Below are 22,840 nucleotides of genomic sequence, written 5' to 3'. Positions count from 1 at the left end.
AGTTTTGTTAATATATAAGTATAGGTTGATTCCTAACAGTTAATAACATCCTTATTCACTACTATATGCATTTCAAAAGGGAAGAAACAACCATGTATCCGACATATTCCCCATGACATGTTATAGTCATAGCTGGCTAGAAATAAGTCATCGTTTTTGTTTATCGGCATAGATTATTTGGCTTTCCGTCCTCATAGCACAAATAGTTATATCTGATGCAAATATACTGTTTTTTTACTTACGTTATTCAAAATAACACAGAAAATTTAAACAATAAATCCGCATTTTAGCCCATTCCCCATCTCGAAACAAAGACTGATAATCACAAAATCCTCACTATTCACCATTACTAACTCCCCACTTCTCACTCTTAACTCCTCACTCTGAATCTGCTGCACGGGCTTGGCAACAATGCTGTCTCGCCTTTGCAACATTGCTGAAAAGTTGAGGCAGCATCGCTGCCAAGCCCGTGCAGCAGATTAAGTTTGCAAGTTTATGACTTAATAAGTTTGTAAGTTGAAGGAGAAAGAGACTAGTTTAAAGAAAGACATAAACTATTTCCAAGTACAAACAGACTTTATAAGTCGTGATATAAGAGCTTTTCTGTCTGAAGGACAACCCATGAATTACCGTATGCCTTTAGGCTTACGGTAAAAGAAGCCGAACATGACCGAGCCTGAAAGGCTCCCCCTCTTTGCCCAATCTCTATATAAAGTGTTGGTGAGAAGGGAAGTCTTACTAGATTCGGAAAATGAAATAAAGATGAGAAATCATTATTATCGTATTTTATTCCTATCTTTGTGCACGTCAAATGGGAAGGCGATTCGGGAATTTATTTCCCGTTTTTTATTTCCACTGGCTTATATATCGCGATTTTTATGTAAATTTGTATCGTATAACAGTAACTTATTTATGAAACATAAATACACAGGATTGGGCGTGGCACTGGTCGGAATGATGATGGTATCTTGCCACTCCCACTATCAACTAACAGGCATTCAGCGTACCCGTATCATTATTGACAAGCGATACGACCAACCACAAGACGCAGAAGCTGCCGCGTTCCTAAAACCTTATAAACAACAAATAGACAGCATCATGAAACCGGTGGTGGGTACACTGGCAAAGCCCATGTTTGCCCGTCGACCCGAAAGTACGTTATCAAATCTCTTGGCCGACATCATGGTTTGGGGCGGAAAGGATTTCAACGAGCATCCCGTCATGGGGCTTTATAATATGGGGGGCATCCGCGCGGGACTGTCTAAAGGTAACATCACCGTAGGCGACGTGGTGAGAATAGCACCCTTTGAGAACAAAATATGCTTTATTACCTTGTCGGGCGAGGCCCTCATGGAACTCTTCAGTAACATCGCCTCCGTCGGCGGAGAGGGGGTCAGCAAGGGCGTGACTATGCAAATCAAAGACCGTAAACTCGTAAGCGTCACCCTCAACGGCCAACCTATCGATCCGAATAAGCAATATCGCATTGCCACCATCGACTATTTGGCGCAAGGCAATGACCATATGACGGCCCTCAAACGTGGTACTGATTTGCTATCTCCGCAGTCTAAAGAAAACGATACACGCTTCATCATCATGAATTATTTCAAGGAGATGCAAGCCGAAGGCAAGGTAGTAGACAGCAATGTAGAAGGACGCATTGTCGTTTTGAAGTAATATAACTACCCATTCTGAAAAGTTTAAGACCATACAATCATGAAACGATATATCATCAGCATCGCACTCTGCCTGTCTACACTGGCCGTCGGTGCACAGAAACAGCTCACCATACTCCACACCAACGACACACATAGCTGCATAGAACCGCTCAGTATCAATTTGGCTGACACCATGCAAGCCGGCAGAGGTGGATTCCTTCGCCGTCTCACCATGATAGAACAGGAACGCAAAAAAGATCCCAAACTACTGCTATTAGATAGCGGAGACTTCTCGCAAGGGTCGCCTTACTACACCCTTTTCAAGGGCGATGTAGAGATAGAACTCATGAATCGCATGCACTACGACGCTTCGACAGTGGGCAATCATGAGTTCGACTTCGGACTGGAAAACATGGCTCGTCTCTTCAAGATGGCTAACTTCCCCATCATTTGTTCTAACTACGATTTCACAGGAACACCAGTCGAGGGACTCACGAAGCCCTATATAGTGCTAAAAAGACAAGGTGTCAAAATAGGAATCTTTGCACTTGACCCGAAGATGGAGGGACTGGTAGCTACTAAAAACTTTGTAGGCGTGAAATATCTCGACCCTATCGAAGTGGCCAACCGCATGACGAAGCTACTCAAAGAAGAAAAGAAGTGTGACGTAGTAATACTTATCTCGCATCTGGGATGGGACGAAAGCGATATGAACGATCAAAAGTTGATAGCCGCATCACGTGGCATCGACTTGGTATTGGGTGGTCATTCACACACCTATTTCCAAGCGCTGCGCTACGTCACCGACTTAGATGGCAGGCAGGTTCCAGTAGACCAAAATGGCAAAAACGCCATATTCGTGGGGAAAATGACACTGGATTTACAGAAGAAATAAAGATACTAGGCAAATTATAAGGAACGTTTTAATGGCTAAAAGAGTCGATTCTTTATAACTCTTTGATTATAAGTACTTATAAAATTGGAAAAAGGAAAAGGGTTACGATTTGGTTACTACTCAAATTCCCCGGACTTCCTTGATTTGCTGTCGTTTCAAACAACTCTTGTTATTGATGCAAAGATAAATAAAATGTGCTGTCCGACCAAAGAAAAACTTATTTTTTCTTATCGGGCAGACTTTTCTGTTGTCATTTCGATGGTTTAATTGTCTTGCTGAAATCCTTCTCATCTTCGGCAGAAATAAGTTATCCCCTCTGTCTTCGCAAACTTCGCTATCGGGCATAACACATTCCTGCCTTTAGCATGACCGACGAAAAGAGGCAGGGAGCTGCCTGTCGAAAAGGATTTCGGCAAATCTGCTTCCTGCCACTTTTCTGTGTACCGGCTATACTTTCTAAGGTATGGATTTCAGCAAGACAATTTTTCAGATTTTTCTTTTTCGATGTTTTTCCTTTTCTTGGAAGCGGTTGTAAAAGCCGCATTGTTTGTCGTCGGAGCTATTCAGGTGGTGATAAATCCCTCACCCGTCTACCTCCGACTTGTCTGACAAAGCCGTAGGAAAAAGTACACGCCTGCCCATCGCAGCAAGCCCGAAAGGCAGACTTCGTACCTTTCCTCTTCCGTCTTTGTCTTCTATAGGTGGCTTTTACATGCCCGCTTCATTACGCTTTTTACTATCTGATTGTATGGCATGCAATCAGATTTTTTACTTTTTCATCCGAATCTGTCTCTTTTCCGTTTACCTCCATTTCGATGCGGTCTTCACCGTATCGCATCCGCTGGTCGTCCCCGTTCAGGCGCAAAGGTAATTCCGGCATGCTACGCTACTGCAAGGTCGGTGCCTTCGGTTTTGGAGAAAATCTCCACGCCTACGCTCCACTGCGTTTTGCTCTGGGTAGTATTTTCCCTCAAAAACCTTGCATTCGCTCATCCCTACCTTTGTGAGGCACCTGAAACGAAAACGACCGATGCGACAGGAAGACGCATTAAAAAAAATGTCGGATAAACGAGAGACAGATAAGCAGTGAAACTCAACTCCCTCAAGCTCTTGGATCCGCATTAAACATTAAAAACTCAAATAAAATGAAAAAGTCAATCAACATTCACCGAGCCTTGCGCGCAACCCTTCGCCTGCTGCTCACAAGCGTTATAAGCATCGTCTTTGGAGCGGTCGGTGTGGTTGTCGGTTTGCTTGCGGAAGTCTTCACAGGCATTCTCCGCACCCTTTGGGCAATAGTCCTCTACGTGCTCACCCTCGTAAGTATTCTCGCCCTTATTCTTTGGATATTCACCCTATAACATAATTCAAGATAAAAATAAGACACAGTAAGACACCCAGCCAGCAATGCCGATACTACGAAGTGAACGACATCTTCGAGTATATGTATGAAACCTACATCAACGGTAACCATTCGCAACTGAAAATCTTGTATAAGGAGTTGCGCAGAGAAGCAAGAAAAGAGTTTATCGCATTCTACTTTGAAATGGTCAGTCCCAACACAGAATGCGAGAGAAATGGTTTTTGCTTGTTGTTCATAAAACGTTGTTTGGTGACGGGCGTGCATGAAAAACGGTCATACACCGCCCGTCGGGGTTGAATTGAAATTGTCTTACTTAACTTTCTTGTGGATATAGTGGCAGCAGGTGCACCTTATCCGTAGTCTTTTTCTTTCATTGTCGTTTCTTGTTAACGGGTTATACAAAACGCGGATATCGAAGTCTTCGATGCGCGCGGGCAGGACGAGCGGTTTTGCCTCTGCGGCACGGGCGGTATAGAGGTCGATAACCTCGTTGACCCTGTCGGAAATGCCGGCGAAGCTCTCGGTGATCTTTTGAAAGAGTTCCGTCTCGGCGATGTCCTTGAAGGTCTTGCCGGCGTGGAGCTTTTCTGCTTCGTTCGCCTCGGGCTTTCTCACGGACTTCACCGCCCTGTCGATGTCCTCGAAGCTCGTTCCCTTTGCCGCAGGTGTATCGGGCTCATCGTCCTCTGCGTCTTCGTTTTCACCTGCAACGTCATTTATCTTGATGTCGGTAAATATTTCATCGAGGCCTCCAGCGGGATGCTCATGTCATCGCGCCTGAATGCATTGATGATGAAATTGCTGTCGATATCCGAGGCTTTTGTCTTTCGTGCCATGATGGTGAAGTTTACGAATGGATGAGAGAAAGGATTTCATCGGTCAGGGCGTCAATGTTGCTGCCCCTGACAAGTACCTTGTCGGGCGGGAAAATCGTCGAGCGGAACACGCTCCTGCGACCAGTCTCCGACTCCTTTCTGAACCGCTTGCTGTCGGGAAGGAAGGTCTTGAGTACGGGCAGGGCAAACTCCGCGCACACCTTTTCATAGATGTCGTAAAGCTCCGTCTTTTCGCGTCCGTCTACCATGTTCCATATCAGGTAAATCCCCTTGATGTCCGACCTGCCCGTGACGACCATCTGCTCGTTGATGACAGTGGCGAACTTGATGGAGCTTTCCATCACCACGCGGTCGGCGATGATGGGCGTGAAGATATAGTCCATCCGCGACAGGGTGCTCACCACCTCGGCATTGTTGACGGTGCCGGGCAGGTCGAAGAAGATGAAGTCCAACGGCAGCGAAGCCTGCAACGTTTCGGCTTTACCAATGGCATCCTCGGCCCTGCTGCACTCGATGATATAGGGCTTCTTTTGGAGCGTCTTAATCAGCTCGAAAGCCTGCACCTTGTAGTAATCGTCCTTTGAAATCCTGTCCATGTCGCGCTTGCGCATGTCATGGATGCTGTACTGGGGGAAGTCGCAGTCGATGACGGCGACGTCATACCCTTTTACATAATGCAGGTAGCTTGCCACGAGTACCGTGAACGTCGTTTTGCCTGCCCCTCCTTTTTGAGGGAAGAATGATAGCTGTAATAGGTGCCGTAGCAGGAGTTTTGATTGGTTTATTGCTTTGTTGGTTGCAGCAGACTTACGGCTTTGTGCATTTGGGTGATAGTGAAGGATCTTTTATCGTCAATGCTTATCCGATAAGTGTTCACTACACGGATGTAGCCTTTGTCTTTGTTACGGTGATTACTGTGGGTTGGCTTGCGGTGTGGTATCCGGTGCGCGCATTGGGCAAAAGGCTGCTGGGCGATTGATACGGGCTTTTAGGGGATGTTTCCTCGGGGATTGCTTATAGATACGAGGTCTTTTCTCTTCGGATGTTTTATTTCTTTCTGATGAGGGTCAGTCCGTCTCTCAGGGGTAGTATGACCTTTTCCACCCTGTTGTCTTTGGCTACGAATTCATTGAAATCTCGGATGCCCAGAGTTTGTCGGTCGTCATCATAGGCAGGGTCAATGACATGTCCGTCCCATAGCGTGTTGTCGGCAAGGATAAAGCCTTCGGGTCGTATGGCGGCCAACACCTTCTCATAAGTTTCTTTGTATGAGCGCTTGTCGCCGTCGATAAAAGCCATGTCGAAGGTAATGCCCAGCTCTGGAATCAGTTGGTTGGCATCGCCTATGATGAATTCAATCTTGTCGGCGTAAGGAGAGTCTTCTATCCATGGCCGCGCGAAGTCTTCCATCTCGTCATTGATTTCCAGCGTATAAAGTTTACCTTCCGGTGGGAGTCCTTCTGCCATACAGAGTGCGCTATAGCCGCTGAATGTTCCTACTTCGAGTATGTTTTTGGGGCGGATCATCTCTACCAGCATCTTGAGTAGGCGACCTTGCAGGTGTCCGCTGGCCATTCTTCCGTGCACGGTTTTTACGTGGGTGGCTCTCCAAAGGTTGTGTAGATAGTTGCTTTCCGGGTCTATGTGGGAGAGGATGTAGTCGTCGAGCGTTTCTCTTGCAGAGGCTTCTGTGCCAACGGCTGTTGTGCCTTGGGTGATGGAGTTGTTTTGTTTGCCGTTGCTCATGGGTTTGCCTTTTTCTTATTTCTGAAAGGATTCTACGGCCAGTCGATAGCTATCGAGTCCGAATCCTGCGATTATGCCTTTGCAGGCTGGGGCGATGAGCGATTGTTGGCGAAATCCTTCGCGTGTGGCAACGTTGCTGATGTGGACTTCTATTACGGGTGTTTTCAGGCTCCGTATGCAGTCTTGCAGGGCCACGCTGGTGTGTGTGTAGGCGCCTGCATTCAAGACGATGCCGTCGAAATCGAATCCTACTTCTTGCATTTTATTGATGAGTTCGCCCTCTATGTTGCTCTGGAAATAGGAGAATTGAATGTCCGGATACTGCGCGGTGAGCTTTCCGAAATAGTCTTCAAAAGATTACTGTCCGTAGATTTCCGGTTCACGCACGCCCAAAAGGTTTAGGTTCGGTCCGTTTATAATTTGTATTCTCATAATTTTCTTGTATTTTTGCGAGCAAATATAGCAAATAAAATGCAAAGGGACAAATCTTCCATTGATATAATGAAGCTCTACTTGCGGCATCTGAAGTTGGGAAGGAGTTATTCCGCAAACACCGTAGAGGCTTACCGGAATGATCTGGCGCATCTGTTGGAATTCTGTAGGGAGCATGAGAAAGATCTTCTTCGTTTGCAGTTGGAAGACTTGGAGACGTTTGTCATCTTGTTGCGAGAGAAAGGAATCGGGGCCTCTTCGCAGGCCCGTATATTGAGCGGCGTGCGCGCGTTCTATCGCTTTTTGTTGCTGGATGGATTCTTGGAGAAGGATCCTACGGAACTTCTTGAATCGCCCCGCCTGGGCGAGCATCTGCCCGAGGTGCTCTCTGAAGAGGAGGTGGATCGCATGGAGGCTGCACTGGATCTTTCCAAGCCAGAGGGGCAGCGCAATAAAGCGATCATAGAAATGCTTTTCTCGTGTGGCCTCCGCGTGTCGGAGCTCGTGGCTCTCAGGCTCTCTCAGCTTTTTCTGGAGGAGCAATTTGTGCGCGTGTTAGGCAAGGGAAAGAAGGAACGCCTTATCCCGATTTCGCAGAAGGCCATCAAGGAGCTCCAGCTCTGGTTTGCTGATCGTGTGCAGCTCGCCATTCAGCCGGGCGAGGAAGACTATGTATTTCTGAATCGCCGCGGGCATCATCTTACGCGCACCATGATCTTCATCATGATTACGCGAGCCGCTCGCGATGCAGGCATTCGCAAGAAGATCTCTCCCCATACGCTGCGCCATTCGTTTGCCACGGCCCTGTTGCAGGGCGGAGCCGATCTGAGGGCCATACAGGCGATGCTGGGGCATGAAGATATCAGCACGACCGAGATTTATACCCATATTGATACAAAAACCTTGCGGGATGAGATCCTCCGGCATCATCCGAGGAATATGGCGTCGTCCGATTCTTAGGCGGGGGACTTCTTGTGCGTTCCAAAGCGAAGTGCCACAAGCCACATTGTCTTTCATGGCTGCTGCTCGATGAAAAACAACGTTTCGGGGCACCCCGACGAGCGAAAAACAGCAGAAACTGTGTTTCGGGGCACCCCGACGAGCGAAAAAACGGAAAAAACTGCAAATTCCGTGGACGGAATCATCAGAAATCGCTGAAAACTGCGAATTCCGTGGACGGAATCGTCAAAAAACAGCGAAAACTGCAAATTCTGTGGACAGAATCATCAGAAATCGACGAAAACTGCAAATTCCGTGGGCAGAATCATCAAAAAACGGAAAAAACCGGCTTTCCCCACCCTGGGGAAAGTCAGAATCACCCATTTTTTGCGTTTCCCCACCCTGGGGAAAATCAAAATCACCCGTTTTCTGCGTTTCTCCCTAGAGAGAAAAGCCGTTGTCGCTCATAGAAAACGACCATGATTGCTTGTTTTTAATAAATGAATGGTGCAAAAATGCGGTTTTCCTCGGAAACAACAAAACTTTTCATCTCTCACCACATCCCGGCCATCGTCTTACCTCCCTATTATTGAGGATTTCCACGACTTTTTCATGTCGTATTACCTTTATTATATATACGAGCATTGGCCGAATACCGATTTTTAGGTATTGTGATACTGACGGTAAAGATCTAATTTTGCGCCGTAAGACAAACCCATTTAATTATTTACATTATCCAAACATTACATGATGAAAACTTTTGTAAAATCATCCAGCATTGCTGGTGCTTTGATGTGCGGCGTGTTCTTTTTCACCGCATGTTCGCATGATGACGACCCCACTCCCTCGCCTCGTCCGCAAGGAACGGTCAGCACGGAACTGAAAATGACTAAGAGCGGCTTCGCTTATTTCTCGTTTGCCACAAACCAAATGGTAGATGCAACAGCGGCAGAAACATCGGGAACGAAGAGCTGGGACATCGCTTTCGACATGCTGAACGGTCGCACCAACAACGGTGCCGTCTACGTGACACGATACACGGACTTTGATGCTGTGAAAACAGTGAAACCCTTCTTAGAGGGAGGCGCTAAGAACGAATGGCTTACCGACAGGAAAATGAATGTCATGTCGTTGCGCAGTATGCCCCCTGTTACTGTGGAAAAGATGTGTAACCCCGCCTTTACGGAATGGTATACCATGAAGGGTATGTCGCTGTCTGTAAAGCCTACGGTATATATTGTGCGCACAGCAGACGGTCATTACGTGAAACTCCAGTTCACAAACCATCATGGAGCCGACGGCACTTTAGGAAATATCCAATTCAAGTATGCATATATTGACGAGACAGGAACCAATGCACTTGCCCCCGGAGAATTAGTGGTAGAGCAGCTGGAAGCCGGTAAACTGACCGAGCTACTCAAGAAGAGCAATGTGAAAGAGTTGCGTTACCTCACCATCAAAAGCGGCAATATCAACGACGAAGACCTCGATACACTGAAACAAACCAAAACACTCGAGGTGCTCGACATCAGCGGCGCTACGCTGAAACTATCGGATGAAAGTGCCGGTTTTAAAGACTTCAGGAACATCAAGAAGCTCATTGCCCCCGCCAACCTGCAGAGTATTGCCGGTGCTTGGCCGTGGTTTATCTACATGAGCAACCTCGAAGAGCTCGTATTCCCCGGCAATTCGCTGGAGAATATTCAAGCAGAAGGTTTTACGGGTCTGCCCAAACTGCGCAAAATCACATTGCCTTCATCGGTGCTGACCATTGGTGAGGGCGCGTTCCAAGGTGCAGGTCTGGAGGAGTTCGCTTTCCCCGAGAAAGTGCAGATCATATCCAAACACTGTCTGATGAGCTGCAAAAAACTGCAAAAAGTAGTGATTCCGGCAGCCGTAAAGGAAATAAAGGCCGGCGCATTCCTCTATGACAAAGCATTGAAAGAAATCGTTTTCAAAGGAACGACACCACCCCAAAAGGCGACAAGTCCCTACGATGCTTTCTCAGACCTTCAGTTCGATGATGCCAAAGGCAACGTGTTCCTCCACTTCATTGTGCCGAAAGGTACCATCGATGCTTACATCAAAGCATGGGGATGGGCAGCAGACGACAAGAAATACTTTCAAGAATCCACTGACAATCCTTAATTGAGAACAGTATGAGACACAGATATAGCATTTGTCTGTACGTGTTTTTCTGTGGTATCCTCTTGCTCGGCGCTTCCTGTAAGCAGTCCGAACAGGAGGATACTCCTGTAGTTCCGGCCACGGATAGCGAGATTATCAGTTATTATCGGAGCATATCCGACGCCGAGATACCTGCCGCCCCATCGGTCGGAATGTATCGTGAGAAGATAGAACCGGCTGATGTCGGTACGCAGCAACGTCGCATTTGGGAACTTTGGAAGCAGGCGCACACGGGATGGACACGCGTTTTCGACTTCGCAGGAATGAACGCAACGTATAAAGAAACGGTATGGGAAATACCCGAAAAGGAACGCATGAAAGTGCGCCTCTTTACCAAAGGAGTCCGTCCTGCCAGAGGTTATCCGCTGATTATCCACCTTCATGGCGGCGGTTTATATGCCGATGCGCCCGGGCCGTGGGAAAGTCTGATTAACACGGAGGAGTTTGAAATCAACTTCGACCTTGCCCATCGCGTGTTCCAAGAGGGACAACCCGTGGCCTATATGGTGCCCCGTATGCCTGACGACCGCAAGGGACGATGGTATTTCCTGCCTAAGCGCGTGGCTTTCAAGCAAGCGATACAGGCGGCAGTACTTAGCGGGTTGGTGAATCCCGACAAGGTATATCTCACCGGTATCTCTGAAGGCGGGTACGGAAGTCTGCGGCTCGGCATCTTCATGCCCGACTATTTTGCCGGCGTAGGCCCGATGGCCGCTGCCGAGAAAATAAATGGAGAGGCACAGAATTACCGCAATACGGCTTTCAGAATGGAAGTGGGCGAGAAGGACTATCAATATGGTCGTGCCGACTACGCAGGTATCTGGCAACTCGAAATGAAAGCTCTGCATGAGCAGTGGCCGGAAGATTTTGTGCACGAAGTGAATCTGCAGGCAAGACAAGGCCATGAAATAGATTATACGAAAGTAATTCCATGGCTGTTGAACTACACACGAAGGCACTATCCGAAACGGATAACTTACCGCTATTACGACCTCGACGGCAAAGACAGCTATGCTGCCGGCGTGTATTATCTCGGCTTTCAAAACCTGCAACCCGAGAAAGGGAGCAGTCTGTTCTTCGACGTACAGCACGATGGAAACCGCTTTGTCGTGGAAACCAAAACAAGCCAAGGGAAGGTCGGGGGCAGCTTCTGTCTCTACATCAGCGAGGTGGATTTCTCGCGTCCCATAGAGGTAACGTATAACGGGAAGACTGTTTTCCATGATAAAATAACCCCCAATGTAGGTACGATGGTGGAATCAACGGCACTCTTCGGCGACCCCTCACGCGTGTACCCTGCCAAAGTAACTCTAAAAATGCAATAGAAGAAGAGAGAAAACACAATCACCCAACGGTCATAAGAGAGCATGGGGTCGATAGAAGAATATCGTGATACAATCAGACCTGTAAGAGTGGAAGACGACGGACGGAAACAAGCGGAAGCATCGTCCTCGTGAACAGTCAATAAAACGATAAACCTCAAAAGAGTGACAGAAGGATTGAGCAGTCGGTCTGTCGTTCCTTTGGGGTTGAACACCAATCGGTCATAAGATCGCTCATTTAAGCCATTAAAAACAATGAAATATCAGAGTAAATAACTATATTTGCAGTTGTGCACTTTCGTTTGACAACGTACATTCCATCGGGCATCCCCGTCCACATTGGATTTGATAACTTCCTTAAGCATTGCTTCTTGCAAGGTTTCTCGGCCGTCCTCCTCATTACAGTCTTCCATCACCTCATATTTCCTATACCCACGAGGACGATGGGGAGTGTCTATAATACTTGTCTCTACGATGGCATCGTTCCTGACGATAGTGTCTTTCTCTTCAAGTTTACGGTTCATTTCATCGAGAATCATATCGTACAGGCCGGCCTCTACCAGTGTATTCCGAAAACGGCAGACAGTCGTGCTGTTGGGAGCAGTGTCTTCCATACCAAACCGACGAAACGGTTGAAAGAGAGGCGATCGTTCACCTCCTCCTCAACTTCACCGTCACTCAGTCCATACTATGTATGCAGAAGTTTGGTCTTGAATAAAACCAAGCCGTCATAACTCGGGCGACCTGTTGATTTATGGCCCTTGGTATAGGCGATTGCTATAATGCTTCGTATGGGAATCCAGTCGATTATCCTGTCTATCTGGAAGAAGAAGGCCTGCTTGACCTTTGCGCTGACCGAGGAGCAGGTTGGCAAAACTGGGAGACGATGGCCTCTATTTCATAATATAAAGGTACTGACTATTTTTGACATGAACGAATCCGTGGGTGATAGTTTTGTAGAGGGCCCATATTGCACTCTTGCAGAGCTTACATTACACCTCGTACCACTATATTTCGCATTTGAGGTACTGCGCAATCATACGCTGCCGGCACTTACATTGCACCCCACACCATGATAATAAGGTATTGATGTGTCTTGCAAAACGAGTGCTTCAGCACTTGCCCCATACATCGCAGGGCGGCAACAGGGCATCCATGCACCCTATCGTGCAACACTTTCAGGGATCTTCCGTGCCTTTGGTAAACGTTCAAATAGCCATACGTTATGACAGGAAAGGAGCGAGGACAGTGTGCTTACTCGGGCACATAAATGATTTGTCCGTTTTCCAGCTGGTAAGCAGTGCCTAACCGTTTACCTTTCGCACCATTGTTATCAGTGGTCTCTCCCGAGGCTTTATACGTGTTTATCTGCTTTCCTTGCTTTGTAATTATCTCCATATTGTCCTTTCCTGGGTTTTTGACCACAGTAAAGTCCTCATTTCCGAAAACCTCGGTCATATTCATGTGCATCACCATGGCCACCATCAGAGAGACGGCAAACACCATGGCCACGTCGAACAGATTGACAACCACGCTCAGCGGGTCGGCATCATCATCTACTAAAAGACGGCTACCTCTTCTCCTGCGGCTCATGGGTGTTCCTCCTTTTGATTCAGTATGCGCGCTACGTAGTCGAGGTTGTTTACGTCTTGAGAGAACCATCGTTGTTTCAACTGTAGGGTAAATAGGCCTACGGCACTGATGACCAGACCCACGACCGTTGCGGCAAAGACCACTTGCATGTTGTAGGCCATGCCGGAGATGTCGCCGGTCGAGAGACCTACCAGTGCAGGACTCATGGAGATAAGCGTACCGATAAGTCCGAGAACAGGGCCTAACTTGGCCAGCAGGCGCGATAGATTCACCTCCTTGACACTCTCAGTTTCATATTGGGTGATGAGATAGTCGGTATAGTCCTCATGGTCTTTGCCGTTGTCGAGCATGTCTTTCAGATAACGGACGTACAAGGAGTCGGTCTTCTGCGGCAGGCTTTCCTTGAGGTTTTCGATACCGTCGGGGGTAAGGTCTTTTATGAGATGGTTGAAGCACTGATTGTTTCTGCGGCGCAGCATGAAGCCATTGTAAGTGCCGCCAAGCAGCACAAGGGCGCGCAGAAAGAAGAGAATCAACAAGATGATGTCGGGAATCAGCAGACTGTTGGCTATCCCGAAAAGGGCATGTGATATATATTCAAAACGAGAAACACAGTCTTTCAACGTTATGGACGGAGCAATTATCGGACTGGGAGAAGTTCTTTGGGACGTACTACCCGAAGGGAAGAAGCTGGGAGGAGCACCTGCTAACTTCGCTTACCACGTAGGGCAATTCGGTTTAGAGACCAAAGCTGTCAGTGCATTAGGCAAAGATGCGCTCGGCGATGAGACTATCAAAGCTCTCGAAAGCAAAGACTTGAAGTATCTGATGCCACGTGTTGACTACCCTACAGGCATCGTACAAGTAGAGCTCGACGCCCAAGGTGTACCCACATACGATATTCGTGAGGATGTGGCATGGGACAATATACCGCTGACACCGGAAATGATTAGCCTCGCACAGAATGCTCGTGCCGTATGTTGGGGCTCGCTTGCGCAGCGCAGTTCCGGCTCTCGCAACACCATTCAACGATTTATCAACATCACACCTAACAACTGTTTACGTATCTTCGACATCAATCTTCGACAAAATTTCTATACTGCTGAAATTATCAAAGAGTCTCTACACCTCTGTAATGTGCTCAAAATCAACGATGAAGAATTGGTTATCATTGGTCAACTTCTAGGTTGTTCAAAGCTTAATATTAAGGACAAATGCCGCTTGATTCTAAATCATTACAATCTCAACATGCTGATACTTACCTGTGGAGCAGACGGAAGTTACGTATTTACACCTAGTAATGTATCGTTCCTAGAGACGCTAAAGGTAGACGTTGCCGATACTGTTGGCGCGGGAGATTCATTTACCGCCACCTTCTGTGCGGCTATCTTGGCCGGCAAGAGTGTTACAGAGGCTCACAAGTTAGCCGTAGAAGTAAGTGCATACGTATGTACCCAAAACGGTGCCATGCCTGTTTTGCCAAAGAAGTTCACTAATTTGAAAGCATAATACGCTTACTATAACAACGCTATCTACGGTCTAAATTTCATCACATTAGCCGGTGGACGGCCATTCTCATACTCCTTTTTCATGAAATCCATGTAGGGTGCGACATGGTTAAAGAACATCTTATATCCCTCACATAGATAGTTTAGGCCCGGCTCACCAGCCGCAATCTTCACAAATCTGTTCTTCGGGCACTCGCCATTACAAGCAAACTTCCACTCACACTCCATACAACGACGGGGCAACTGCTGCTTAATATCACCGAAACGTTGCTGTCGTTCGCCATAAAGCATCTCTACCAACGAGTGCTCATGGATGTTTCCAAGCTTGAATTCCGGGAACACAAAGTGGTCGCAAGAGTACACATCGCCATTAAACTCCATACAGGCTGCATGCCCACAACGCTGTGCCATGGTACATACACCGGGAATCTCGCCCACCCAATTGGCCAGTGTGGCATCAAAGATCTGAACGAAATACTCGCCCACATCTTGCTTTACCCACTCATCGAACAGCGTACATAGGAATCTACCCCACTGCTTTGGCGATACAGAGAAGTCAGCTAACGGAGCATTCGTGTCCAACATATGAGCCAAATGACGCTTGGCAGCCTCCGGTTCATTCGGTTTTTCGGGTGCAGGATACTTCACAAGACGCTCCACAATAGGCGCAAACTGAATATAATGTGCTCCTATCTCTTTGAAAAAACGATAAAACTCAAGCGGATAATCAGCGTTGAATTCATTCACAACAGCCATCGCATTCCATTGCACATCCCACTTATTGAGCAGTCGGATGCCTTTCATTACCTGCGCCCACGATGGTTTTCGGGAGCGCGACTTGCGGAATTCGTCGTGAAATTCTTGCGGCCCATCTATCGAAACGCCCACAAGAAAGTTGTTATCATGCAAGAATTTACACCACTCATCGGTCAATAATGTACCGTTGGTCTGCAACACATTGTCTATCTTACGGCCTCCGGCATACTTTTTCTGCAACTCCAATGCTCGTTTATAAAACGACAATGGCCTCATCAGCGGTTCGCCACCATGCCATTGGAACAGCACTTCGTTCATGGTTTGAGCACCAATAAACTCCTCTGTAAACTTCTCCAACAACTCGTCAGTCATCATTTGCTTGGAGTAATCGGGATACAATTTCGACTTTTCAAGGTAGTAACAATACTCACAAGCCAAGTTACAATGCGAACCAACAGGCTTGAGCATGACGTATAAAGGTCGTGAAAAAGGTGATATTGTTGTCATAGATAGCTGCAAAAATAAGCATAAGTTTCTTGTTTACACACTTTTTAAAGGTTTTTAGTGCACCCACATGATTATTGTATCTGGTCTTTCCATGCGTTCCACATAATTCTACCGGCTTCAACAAACAGAAGTCCCTTTTTGCTATTTCATCGTTTTTATCTATTTTTGCAAGTCAAAATTTAAATTGTTATGAATCCATATCTTACAATATTTCTGCTCTTGGTGTCCAACATATTCATGACCTTTGCATGGTACGGACACCTTAAATTGCAAGAGATGAAACTCCTCTCAAACGCTACGCCACTCATCTTTGTCATCCTACTAAGTTGGATGTTGGCACTCATCGAGTATATATGTCAGGTTCCGGCCAATAGATACGGCTTCCAAGGTAATGGAGGGCACTTCACACTTTTGCAATTAAAAGTAGTGCAAGAAGTACTGTCCATTACCGTGTTCACCGTCTTTACCGTACTCTTTTTCAAAGGCGAGACCTTTCATTGGAACCACTATGCAGCTTTCGGCTGCCTCATCTTAGCGGTCTACTTGGTATTCAAATAGACCAAAAACCTACTTTCTCCACAACTTGCCCATCTCTTCAAGGGTCTTACCCTTGGTTTCCGGAACCAGTCGCCAAACGAAAATAGCTGCAATTACACAAATAGCGCCATAGAGACCATAGGTGAACCAGTGTCCAAAGTCGTCTCCCGGAGTCAGGTGCATATTAAACATTGGAACGAAAGTACTGCTTACTATCCAGTTGAATATCCACTGAAAAGCCACCGCTATAGCCACCGCTTTGCCTCGAATAGTATTGGGGAAGATCTCAGCGATGAGTACCCAACAGATTGGTCCCCACGACATCATGAACGAAGCACTGTAAACCATGATGCTTAACATGGTGATAATCTGCAGCGAGACATTGCCGAATGTGAGCGCAACACCAAACGCTCCGATGCCCATACCGATACTACCGGTTATCAGCAGAGGCTTGCGCCCCCACTTCTCCACCGTGAATACGGCCACCAACGTAAAGAGAATATTCACAATACCCATGATAACGGTCTGCACCATCGGGTTATCCATGCCCATATCACCAAAGATACGAGGTGCATAATACAGCACGGCATTGATGCCTACAGCCTGTTGGAACACGCTCAGCATGATGCCGATGAAAATACAAAGGAATCCATAAGAGAACAAACGTTCGGTTTTCTCACTGATAGTATTCTTAATATCATTGAGTATCAAAGCAGCTTGTTCGCTGCCATTGATACGACTCAGCACACCCAAAGCACGTTCGTCGCGACCCACCATCACCAAATAACGAGGTGTTTCCGGCACAAAACAGATGAGCAAAGCAAACAATCCGGCCGGTACAGCCTCACTTCCGAACATATAACGCCATCCGGTTGCGATGGTCCAAGAGGCTGCTTCGCCGTTCACCACTTGGTTTACACCGTTCACAAGTTCGATAACGGGATTGGCATGACTGCCCAATATCATGAAATTAACGAAGTAAACGACCAGCTGACCAAAGATAATGGCAAACTGATTCCAACTTACGAGCATTCCTCGAATGTTAGAAGGAGCCACCTCACCGATATACATTGGGCAGATAGCCGACGCCAATCCGACGCCCACACCGCCTATCACGCGATAGATATTAAACGAGATGAGCAGACTAAGTGATGGCTCTCCGTAGTCGAAAAACAAGAATTCGGGATACATACTGCCCAAAGCCGAGATGAAGAACATGATACCGGCAAAAATAAGTGAGCGCTTACGTCCCCAGTTAGAGGCCAACAAACCCGATAATCCACTACCAATAATACAGCCTATCAATGCACTTGCACACGTAAAACCGTGCCATGCGTCACCATAAACGAAGTCGGTAGCATTCATAAAGAAGGCCTGTAAGCCTTTCTCCGCACCCGAAATAACTGCCGTATCATAGCCAAAAAGCAGGCCACCAAGTACAGCGACCATCACAATAGAAACTAGGTAGGCTTTAGAGCCTTGCGAATTTTGTGTCATATCTATTAGGTTTAAATTGCTTAGTTACAGTTCATAATACGATTCAGCAAGGCAAATCCCCTTGACATATTGCAATGATTTGCCTAAGAACCGATAACCTCTCTATTTCCATTGTAAACAAATTTATCGAAACAACGGTTTCGGAAATGACGGTTTCGGAAACAAAACGGCTTATTACCACCTCTTTATCAAGGACTTATCTGACACTTCTCATCTCATATTTTGTTCACTTCGCCTTCAAGAAGTAATCCATCATGTCTTGCTCTATGGCTTCGGCCGACTCGTCTACATAGCATCGTGCGATACTACCTTGGTACAGATAGAATATCTCATCGCACACATCAGTCAACGAAGAAATGATATGTGAGGAAAAAAGTATGGTACATCCGCGTTGTCGAAGTTCGTTTATCCACCGCTTCAAGATGAGCGTTCCCGGCATATCCATGCCATTAAAAGGTTCATCAAGTATATAAACAAGGTTGCGTTGGAGCATGAGAGCGAGCAACGCCAACCGTTTCTGCATGCCTAACGAATATCGCGTGGCATATCGGTCGAGTGGCAATCGTAACAGTACATTAGCTTCATCAATTTCTTGTCTGCTCGCTTTTACTCCCTGCGCTTCCAAACAAAACTCCACATACTCGTAACCCGTGACGTATGAATAATAGAAAGGCACATCGGGCAAATAACCTATCGTTCCCTTATCTTCATCTATCTCTACTTGTCCTTCATACCGCTCAAGCCCCATCAGACAGCGAAAAAGCGTACTTTTCCCGGCTCCATTCTCACCCATGATACTATAGACCCAACCAGCATCGAGCCTGAAATTTACATCTCCCAAAATGAGATGCGAACCATATTTCTTGTTCAAGTGCTCAACGATAACCATCAATCAAAGTTTTAAGTGACGATAATGAAAATTGAAAAAGCAAACAGGCAATCAAGAATTGCACAACAATGCCCCAAGCAGAATATACTACTAAACCAGCCAGCAGGCATAAAGCCAGTAGGAGAAGTCCCTCCATCACCATATTATTACGACAGAGAATCCGCAAAAAACACACCTGCACCACCAACAAAAATGTCGCCAAATAAAATTGAACCGATAATGACAGGCCTATCAACAATGGATAACCAAGACAAAGCATTAGTGCAAACGGCAGCCAAACAACAAGCGTATTGACAACTGCATGGCGTATATGCGTCTTCACAAACCTGCTTACAGATGAGTAATTGCGCATATACAATGGGTTGACAAGATTGCTAAGCATCACAGGATATACCAAGAAAAGAGTTAAAAGCATTGCTACCAATGAGATGCGCGGATTGTCTTTCACCACGCCTACGACTGCTCCTACTAGCAATACACTCCAAAAGGGCAACATCACACGCAATCCTCGCTCATACTCCATACTCCCCTGAGGAAAGAGAGAATGTGCACTTCCCCCCGATAGAGGTATGAACCTGTGGTATCCAAGCCACCATCACACCCACCAACGGTATGGCAATGACTTCCATCCAATGCAACCAACTACTCGCCATAAAAGGGTTATGTACTTCTTAAAGCTCATTATTTTCATCCTAAACTCAACAACTTATCAACTCAAAAACTCATGAACTCACAGCCTTACTTAATAACTTATAAACTCACAAACTGGCAAACTTAAAATGCTGCAATGGCGACTCAGCAATGCTGCCTCAACTTATCAGCACTGTTGCAAAGGCAAGCCAGCATCGTTGCGAAGCCCTTGCAACAACCTCACTCAGCCTCTCTCCTTCAGAGAGGGAGCCGCAATCGGTAGACAAATTAGATATTTTTGTTCTCTTCACCCATCACTTCTAACCACTCACTCTTCCCTATCCGCCCATCATTCCCTACTTTTCACTCCAAACTACTCGCTCTTTTTGTTCGTTTATCTCAATGCTTTTTAGTAACTTTGCCACAAATATACCTCTTTTATAAAAGAAAATTATAGAGTGAAATTCAGTGAAGTCATAGGACAAGGTGAAGCCAAACAACGCTTCATGCAAATGGTAGAGGAACATCGTATTCCCCATGCCATGATGCTATGCGGGCCGACCGGCTGTGGCAAGATGGCGCTGGCCATGGCTTTCGCATCCTATCTCTTGGGCGAGCGCGACGAGCATGGTAAGGGAATCATTACCGACGAAGCCGCCACACTCAATGCCGAAGCCATGCTAAAGGTATGGGAACATCCCGACCTTCACTTCTCCTACCCCGTAATTCGCCCCTCTGGCACAGGGTCGGAACATAAGATGGTGAGCGACGACTTCGCAACTGAATGGCACGAGATGATGATGCGTGGACCTTATTTCACCATCGACCAATGGCTGACACAGATGGATGCCGCCAACCAGCAGGCGCAGATAGGTGCCGGAGAGAGCGACGCGCTGATTCACAAACTGAGTCTGAAATCGAGCCAAAACGGCTATAAGGTGTGTATCATGTGGCTGCCGGAGCGTATGAATGCAGAATGCGCCAACAAGCTACTCAAGTTACTGGAGGAACCACCTACGCAGACCGTCTTCATACTCGTGTGCGAAGAGCCCGGCCAACTCATCGATACCATCCGCAGCCGAGTACAGCGTATCGACATACACCGAATAGAAGAGGGCGACATAGAACAAGCTTTGATAGAGCGACGCGGACTGGAGAGCGACATAGCCTACCGTATAGCGCGTATGGCCGGAGGCAGTTGGCACAAGGCAATACAAACACTTGATGCCAATAACGAGAACGCAATATTCTTCGACATGTTCGTGATGCTGATGCGACTGTCCTACATGCGCAACGTGAAAGAGTTGAAAGTATGGAGCGAAGCAGTAGCGTCGTACGGACGAGAGAAGCAGCGTCGACTCCTAGCTTATAGTCTGCGAATGGTGAGAGAGAGCTTCATGTACAACTTCAAGATACATGAACTCACCTACATGACGCAGGCCGAAGAGGACTTTGCGAAGAATTTTGCACGCTTCATCAACGAAGCCAACATCATAGATATTACCGAATTAATAGAACGAGCACGCCGAGACATCGGGCAAAATGCCAATGCAAAAATTGTATTCTTTGACTTTGCACTGAAGATGATAGTGTTGCTCGTGAGAAAATAAAACCCACTATAGAATTGTTTATGGACTACAAAAACATGAAATTCAAGATATCCAGAGGGTGCGACAGGGGGCTTAGCTGCCATGGATGTGGCCGCCAAGACAACCAGCTGAACACCTACGACTGGCTCGCCGACGTTCCCGGCAACGCAGAAAGTACCGACTTGGTGGAGGTACAATTCAAAAATACGCGCAAAGGATACTACCATAACGTGAACAACCTGCCTCTGAAAAAGGGCGACATCGTGGCCGTGGAAGCCACACCGGGTCACGACATCGGCACTGTAACACTCACAGGACGGCTCGTCACACTGCAAATCAAGAAAGCAAACCTGAAGTCTGCAGACGACATCAAGCGTATCTACCGCATCGCAAAGCCTGTTGATATGGACAAATATCACGAAGCTAAGAGTCGCGAACACGACACCATGATACAGAGTAGACAGATAGCTAAGAACCTAGGACTACAAATGAAGATTGGCGATGTGGAATACCAAGGCGACGGAAATAAAGCTATCTTCTACTATATTGCCGACGAACGTGTAGACTTCAGACAACTTATCAAGGTGTTGGCCGACACTTTCCACGTGCGTATTGAGATGAAACAGATTGGTACAAGGCAGGAAGCAGGGCGCATCGGTGGTACTGGCCCATGTGGACGTGAGCTTTGTTGCGCTACATGGTTGAAGAACTTTGTGAGCGTAAGCACCAACGCTGCACGCTACCAAGACATCTCACTGAGCCCACAGAAGCTTGCCGGCATGTGCGCCAAGTTGAAATGCTGCATGAACTACGAAGTGGATACCTACATGGAAGCAGGGCGTAAGATGCCTAGCAAGGAGGTAATGCTACAGACACAAGACAGCGATTACTACTTTTTCAAGCAAGATATATTGGCAGGAGAGGTAACTTACTCTACCGACAAACGCATGCCCGTGAATCTAGAGACCATCTCTGCACAGCGAGCACGCGAAGTTATCGAGATGAACAAGCGTGGAGAGAAGCCCCTATCGCTCTTGGAAGACGACAAGCAGAAGCAACCCGAACGGCCTAAAGACTTATTGGAAGGTGGCGATTTGAGTCGTTTTGATCGTAACAAAAAGAAGCGTAACAACAAACCAAACAATAGACCGAGACCTCAAACCAAAGAGGGTGAACAGCGCAATGGCGACAACCGTGGAACAAGGAATGGTCATCATCGCAACAATCACGGCAACAGGAACAACGGACAAAACCGTGATAACAAACCTCAACAGGCTTCACAAACAAGAAATCAAGAGACCGCCACACCGGCAAAACAATGAAACGATTTCTCTCAGTCATAGTCGTGGCAGTCGCACTCTTGTCGGCTTGTACCGGAAATAAGGTGTATGACAAATATGAGCATACACCTATTGCCGGATGGGAGAAGAACGACACACTGAAATATCAGATACCACCGGTAGCACAGTCGGGCATGTACAAGGCTGAGTTAGGCTTGCGTATCAACGGCTCGTACCCTTTTATGGAGCTGACACTGATTGTAGACCAGACTCGTTTCCCCGGCCGTAGCGTGAAATCAGATACCCTCAACTGTGAATTGATAGACCGTCGAGGCAACAGTAAAGGTCGCGGTTTGAGCTATTATCAATACCATTTCAAGGTAACGGAGATGTATCTGCACGCTGGCGACAGCCTGTCTATCAGCGTACGCCATGATATGAAGCGTGAAATTCTTCCCGGCATCAGCGATATTGGCATCATGCTGAATAGATAAAATAGAAACAACTCTTTGCAAAAAAAAGAGTGGATATATACATTTATTGCTGTCCGGTAAAAAAATATGATATTGGGCTAAGTGCTTAAAACACAATACTCTGCGATTAAATACTGGTTGTATAGGTAACGATTTGGAAATGAGCGATATTTGGAAAAGCCACACTAATTTGACCCACCCTG

Annotated in this window: 21 protein-coding genes and 4 pseudogenes; 13 read left to right on the top strand and 12 right to left on the bottom strand. The window is 46.8% G+C overall.

The window, feature by feature from the left end:
• Nucleotides 1–912 precede the first annotated feature (912 nt).
• From HMPREF3034_RS05710 to HMPREF3034_RS12960, 4 genes and pseudogenes are all read left to right on the top strand, one after another.
• Entirely contained in the window at nucleotides 913–1,677 is a 765-nt protein-coding gene (locus HMPREF3034_RS05710) for a 5'-nucleotidase C-terminal domain-containing protein (protein ID WP_052052896.1), read from the top strand.
• Nucleotides 1,678–1,716: 39 nt separating this feature from the next.
• Nucleotides 1,717–2,553 carry a bifunctional metallophosphatase/5'-nucleotidase gene (locus HMPREF3034_RS05705; protein WP_062433931.1) on the top strand — a complete coding sequence of 279 codons (837 nt, stop codon included), beginning with the start codon at nucleotides 1,717–1,719 and terminating at the stop codon, nucleotides 2,551–2,553.
• 1,145 nt (nucleotides 2,554–3,698) lie between these two features.
• Nucleotides 3,699–3,914, top strand: coding sequence for a hypothetical protein (locus HMPREF3034_RS05695; protein ID WP_062433928.1), 216 nt, complete (start codon nucleotides 3,699–3,701; stop codon nucleotides 3,912–3,914).
• 11 nt (nucleotides 3,915–3,925) lie between these two features.
• Nucleotides 3,926–4,126, top strand: a pseudogene (locus tag HMPREF3034_RS12960) (hypothetical protein); the annotation flags it as partial.
• A gap of 99 nt (nucleotides 4,127–4,225) precedes the next feature.
• On the opposite strand, the gene HMPREF3034_RS12955 reads toward HMPREF3034_RS12960, so the two are convergent.
• Nucleotides 4,226–4,540 carry a hypothetical protein gene (locus tag HMPREF3034_RS12955; RefSeq protein WP_231725616.1) on the bottom strand — a complete coding sequence of 105 codons (315 nt, stop codon included), beginning with the start codon at nucleotides 4,538–4,540 and terminating at the stop codon, nucleotides 4,226–4,228.
• 223 nt (nucleotides 4,541–4,763) lie between these two features.
• Complete coding sequence (locus tag HMPREF3034_RS05685) at nucleotides 4,764–5,519, bottom strand: ParA family protein (protein WP_062433925.1); 756 nt, start codon at nucleotides 5,517–5,519, stop codon at nucleotides 4,764–4,766.
• Between HMPREF3034_RS05685 and HMPREF3034_RS05680 the strand changes: the two are divergent.
• Nucleotides 5,477–5,731 (top strand): annotated as a pseudogene (locus tag HMPREF3034_RS05680) (FtsX-like permease family protein); the annotation flags it as partial. The gene HMPREF3034_RS05685 and the pseudogene HMPREF3034_RS05680 overlap by 43 nt on opposite strands.
• 68 nt (nucleotides 5,732–5,799) lie before the next feature.
• On the opposite strand, the gene HMPREF3034_RS05675 reads toward HMPREF3034_RS05680, so the two are convergent.
• Together HMPREF3034_RS05675 and aroQ are read right to left on the bottom strand one after the other, a co-directional pair.
• Nucleotides 5,800–6,498 carry an O-methyltransferase gene (locus tag HMPREF3034_RS05675; protein ID WP_082721709.1) on the bottom strand — a complete coding sequence of 233 codons (699 nt, stop codon included), beginning with the start codon at nucleotides 6,496–6,498 and terminating at the stop codon, nucleotides 5,800–5,802.
• Between the two features lie 15 nt (nucleotides 6,499–6,513).
• A pseudogene (gene aroQ, locus HMPREF3034_RS12260) lies at nucleotides 6,514–6,930 on the bottom strand (type II 3-dehydroquinate dehydratase).
• A 39-nt stretch (nucleotides 6,931–6,969) separates the two neighbouring features.
• Between aroQ and xerA the strand changes: the two are divergent.
• From xerA to HMPREF3034_RS05655, 3 genes are all read left to right on the top strand, one after another.
• Nucleotides 6,970–7,890: a site-specific tyrosine recombinase/integron integrase gene (gene xerA / locus HMPREF3034_RS05665; protein WP_036898317.1), complete on the top strand. Its 921-nt coding sequence runs from the start codon at nucleotides 6,970–6,972 to the stop codon at nucleotides 7,888–7,890.
• Nucleotides 7,891–8,616: 726 nt separating this feature from the next.
• Complete coding sequence (locus HMPREF3034_RS05660; RefSeq protein WP_062433920.1) at nucleotides 8,617–10,017, top strand: HmuY family protein; 1,401 nt, start codon at nucleotides 8,617–8,619, stop codon at nucleotides 10,015–10,017.
• A gap of 11 nt (nucleotides 10,018–10,028) precedes the next feature.
• Nucleotides 10,029–11,381 (top strand): hypothetical protein, encoded by a 1,353-nt coding sequence (locus tag HMPREF3034_RS05655; RefSeq protein ID WP_036898322.1) that lies wholly within the window; start codon nucleotides 10,029–10,031, stop codon nucleotides 11,379–11,381.
• A gap of 287 nt (nucleotides 11,382–11,668) precedes the next feature.
• Here the strand turns inward: HMPREF3034_RS05655 and HMPREF3034_RS12950 are convergent.
• From HMPREF3034_RS12950 to HMPREF3034_RS05635, 3 genes and pseudogenes are all read right to left on the bottom strand, one after another.
• Nucleotides 11,669–12,244: pseudogene (locus HMPREF3034_RS12950) on the bottom strand (transposase); the annotation flags it as partial.
• 388 nt (nucleotides 12,245–12,632) lie between these two features.
• Nucleotides 12,633–12,971: a DUF2149 domain-containing protein gene (locus tag HMPREF3034_RS05640; protein ID WP_006950051.1), complete on the bottom strand. Its 339-nt coding sequence runs from the start codon at nucleotides 12,969–12,971 to the stop codon at nucleotides 12,633–12,635.
• Nucleotides 12,968–13,594 (bottom strand): MotA/TolQ/ExbB proton channel family protein, encoded by a 627-nt coding sequence (locus tag HMPREF3034_RS05635; protein ID WP_036898329.1) that lies wholly within the window; start codon nucleotides 13,592–13,594, stop codon nucleotides 12,968–12,970. The genes HMPREF3034_RS05640 and HMPREF3034_RS05635 overlap by 4 nt, the downstream gene beginning before the upstream one ends.
• Before the next feature lie 4 nt (nucleotides 13,595–13,598).
• Between HMPREF3034_RS05635 and HMPREF3034_RS05630 the strand changes: the two genes are divergently transcribed.
• Nucleotides 13,599–14,480 (top strand): carbohydrate kinase family protein, encoded by an 882-nt coding sequence (locus HMPREF3034_RS05630; RefSeq protein WP_036898332.1) that lies wholly within the window; start codon nucleotides 13,599–13,601, stop codon nucleotides 14,478–14,480.
• 23 nt (nucleotides 14,481–14,503) lie between these two features.
• Here HMPREF3034_RS05630 and HMPREF3034_RS05625 read toward each other — a convergent pair whose 3' ends face one another.
• Nucleotides 14,504–15,742 carry an anaerobic sulfatase-maturation protein gene (locus HMPREF3034_RS05625; RefSeq protein ID WP_036898335.1) on the bottom strand — a complete coding sequence of 413 codons (1,239 nt, stop codon included), beginning with the start codon at nucleotides 15,740–15,742 and terminating at the stop codon, nucleotides 14,504–14,506.
• Nucleotides 15,743–15,931: 189 nt separating this feature from the next.
• Here HMPREF3034_RS05625 and HMPREF3034_RS05620 point away from each other — a divergent pair, with 189 nt between their 5' ends.
• Nucleotides 15,932–16,300: a DMT family protein gene (locus HMPREF3034_RS05620; protein WP_036898338.1), complete on the top strand. Its 369-nt coding sequence runs from the start codon at nucleotides 15,932–15,934 to the stop codon at nucleotides 16,298–16,300.
• Between the two features lie 9 nt (nucleotides 16,301–16,309).
• Here the strand turns inward: HMPREF3034_RS05620 and xylE are convergent, their stop codons facing one another.
• The 4 genes from xylE to HMPREF3034_RS12560 form a co-directional block, all read right to left on the bottom strand.
• Complete coding sequence (xylE, locus tag HMPREF3034_RS05615; protein WP_036898341.1) at nucleotides 16,310–17,776, bottom strand: D-xylose transporter XylE; 1,467 nt, start codon at nucleotides 17,774–17,776, stop codon at nucleotides 16,310–16,312.
• A 226-nt stretch (nucleotides 17,777–18,002) separates the two neighbouring features.
• Nucleotides 18,003–18,665, bottom strand: a complete 663-nt coding sequence (locus HMPREF3034_RS05610) for an ATP-binding cassette domain-containing protein (protein WP_062433916.1) — start codon at nucleotides 18,663–18,665, stop codon at nucleotides 18,003–18,005.
• On the bottom strand, nucleotides 18,652–19,188 hold the full coding sequence (locus HMPREF3034_RS05605; RefSeq protein ID WP_062433912.1) for a hypothetical protein: 537 nt from the start codon (nucleotides 19,186–19,188) through the stop codon (nucleotides 18,652–18,654). The genes HMPREF3034_RS05610 and HMPREF3034_RS05605 overlap by 14 nt, the downstream gene beginning before the upstream one ends.
• Nucleotides 19,178–19,318 carry a hypothetical protein gene (locus HMPREF3034_RS12560; RefSeq protein ID WP_156431049.1) on the bottom strand — a complete coding sequence of 47 codons (141 nt, stop codon included), beginning with the start codon at nucleotides 19,316–19,318 and terminating at the stop codon, nucleotides 19,178–19,180. The genes HMPREF3034_RS05605 and HMPREF3034_RS12560 overlap by 11 nt, the downstream gene beginning before the upstream one ends.
• A 435-nt stretch (nucleotides 19,319–19,753) precedes the next feature.
• On the opposite strand from HMPREF3034_RS12560, the gene HMPREF3034_RS05600 reads away from it, so the two are divergent.
• Genes HMPREF3034_RS05600 through HMPREF3034_RS05590 form a run of 3 tightly spaced genes read left to right on the top strand, consistent with a single transcriptional unit; the run spans nucleotide 19,754 to nucleotide 22,658 of the window.
• Nucleotides 19,754–20,905 carry a DNA polymerase III subunit gene (locus tag HMPREF3034_RS05600; RefSeq protein WP_062433909.1) on the top strand — a complete coding sequence of 384 codons (1,152 nt, stop codon included), beginning with the start codon at nucleotides 19,754–19,756 and terminating at the stop codon, nucleotides 20,903–20,905.
• Nucleotides 20,906–20,925: 20 nt separating this feature from the next.
• Nucleotides 20,926–22,206 (top strand): PSP1 domain-containing protein, encoded by a 1,281-nt coding sequence (locus HMPREF3034_RS05595; RefSeq protein ID WP_062433906.1) that lies wholly within the window; start codon nucleotides 20,926–20,928, stop codon nucleotides 22,204–22,206.
• A complete protein-coding gene (locus HMPREF3034_RS05590) occupies nucleotides 22,203–22,658 on the top strand; it encodes a gliding motility lipoprotein GldH (RefSeq protein WP_036898351.1) in 456 nt (151 codons plus the stop codon). Before HMPREF3034_RS05595 ends, HMPREF3034_RS05590 begins: the two co-directional genes overlap by 4 nt.
• Nucleotides 22,659–22,840 lie beyond the last annotated feature (182 nt).

Source organism: Prevotella sp. DNF00663 (genome assembly GCF_001553265.1).
Lineage (GTDB): Bacteria > Bacteroidota > Bacteroidia > Bacteroidales > Bacteroidaceae > Prevotella.
Note: the sequence above shows the minus strand (reverse complement) of the source record. Positions and strands in the feature narration are given on the sequence as shown.

What these genes read in the sequence shown, in the direction of transcription:
- HMPREF3034_RS05710 (WP_052052896.1), top strand. Translation starts at nt 913, where the DNA reads ATGAAACATAAATACACAGGATTGGGCGTGGCACTGGTCGGAATGATG.
- HMPREF3034_RS05705 (WP_062433931.1), top strand. Translation starts at nt 1,717, where the DNA reads ATGAAACGATATATCATCAGCATCGCACTCTGCCTGTCTACACTGGCC.
- HMPREF3034_RS05695 (WP_062433928.1), top strand. Translation starts at nt 3,699, where the DNA reads ATGAAAAAGTCAATCAACATTCACCGAGCCTTGCGCGCAACCCTTCGC.
- HMPREF3034_RS05675 (WP_082721709.1), bottom strand. Translation starts at nt 6,498, where the DNA reads ATGAGCAACGGCAAACAAAACAACTCCATCACCCAAGGCACAACAGCC.
- xerA (WP_036898317.1), top strand. Translation starts at nt 6,970, where the DNA reads ATGCAAAGGGACAAATCTTCCATTGATATAATGAAGCTCTACTTGCGG.
- HMPREF3034_RS05660 (WP_062433920.1), top strand. Translation starts at nt 8,617, where the DNA reads ATGATGAAAACTTTTGTAAAATCATCCAGCATTGCTGGTGCTTTGATG.
- HMPREF3034_RS05655 (WP_036898322.1), top strand. Translation starts at nt 10,029, where the DNA reads ATGAGACACAGATATAGCATTTGTCTGTACGTGTTTTTCTGTGGTATC.
- HMPREF3034_RS05640 (WP_006950051.1), bottom strand. Translation starts at nt 12,971, where the DNA reads ATGAGCCGCAGGAGAAGAGGTAGCCGTCTTTTAGTAGATGATGATGCC.
- HMPREF3034_RS05630 (WP_036898332.1), top strand. Translation starts at nt 13,599, where the DNA reads ATGGACGGAGCAATTATCGGACTGGGAGAAGTTCTTTGGGACGTACTA.
- HMPREF3034_RS05625 (WP_036898335.1), bottom strand. Translation starts at nt 15,742, where the DNA reads ATGACAACAATATCACCTTTTTCACGACCTTTATACGTCATGCTCAAG.
- HMPREF3034_RS05620 (WP_036898338.1), top strand. Translation starts at nt 15,932, where the DNA reads ATGAATCCATATCTTACAATATTTCTGCTCTTGGTGTCCAACATATTC.
- xylE (WP_036898341.1), bottom strand. Translation starts at nt 17,776, where the DNA reads ATGACACAAAATTCGCAAGGCTCTAAAGCCTACCTAGTTTCTATTGTG.
- HMPREF3034_RS05610 (WP_062433916.1), bottom strand. Translation starts at nt 18,665, where the DNA reads ATGGTTATCGTTGAGCACTTGAACAAGAAATATGGTTCGCATCTCATT.
- HMPREF3034_RS05605 (WP_062433912.1), bottom strand. Translation starts at nt 19,188, where the DNA reads ATGGAGTATGAGCGAGGATTGCGTGTGATGTTGCCCTTTTGGAGTGTA.
- HMPREF3034_RS12560 (WP_156431049.1), bottom strand. Translation starts at nt 19,318, where the DNA reads ATGGCGAGTAGTTGGTTGCATTGGATGGAAGTCATTGCCATACCGTTG.
- HMPREF3034_RS05595 (WP_062433906.1), top strand. Translation starts at nt 20,926, where the DNA reads ATGGACTACAAAAACATGAAATTCAAGATATCCAGAGGGTGCGACAGG.
- HMPREF3034_RS05590 (WP_036898351.1), top strand. Translation starts at nt 22,203, where the DNA reads ATGAAACGATTTCTCTCAGTCATAGTCGTGGCAGTCGCACTCTTGTCG.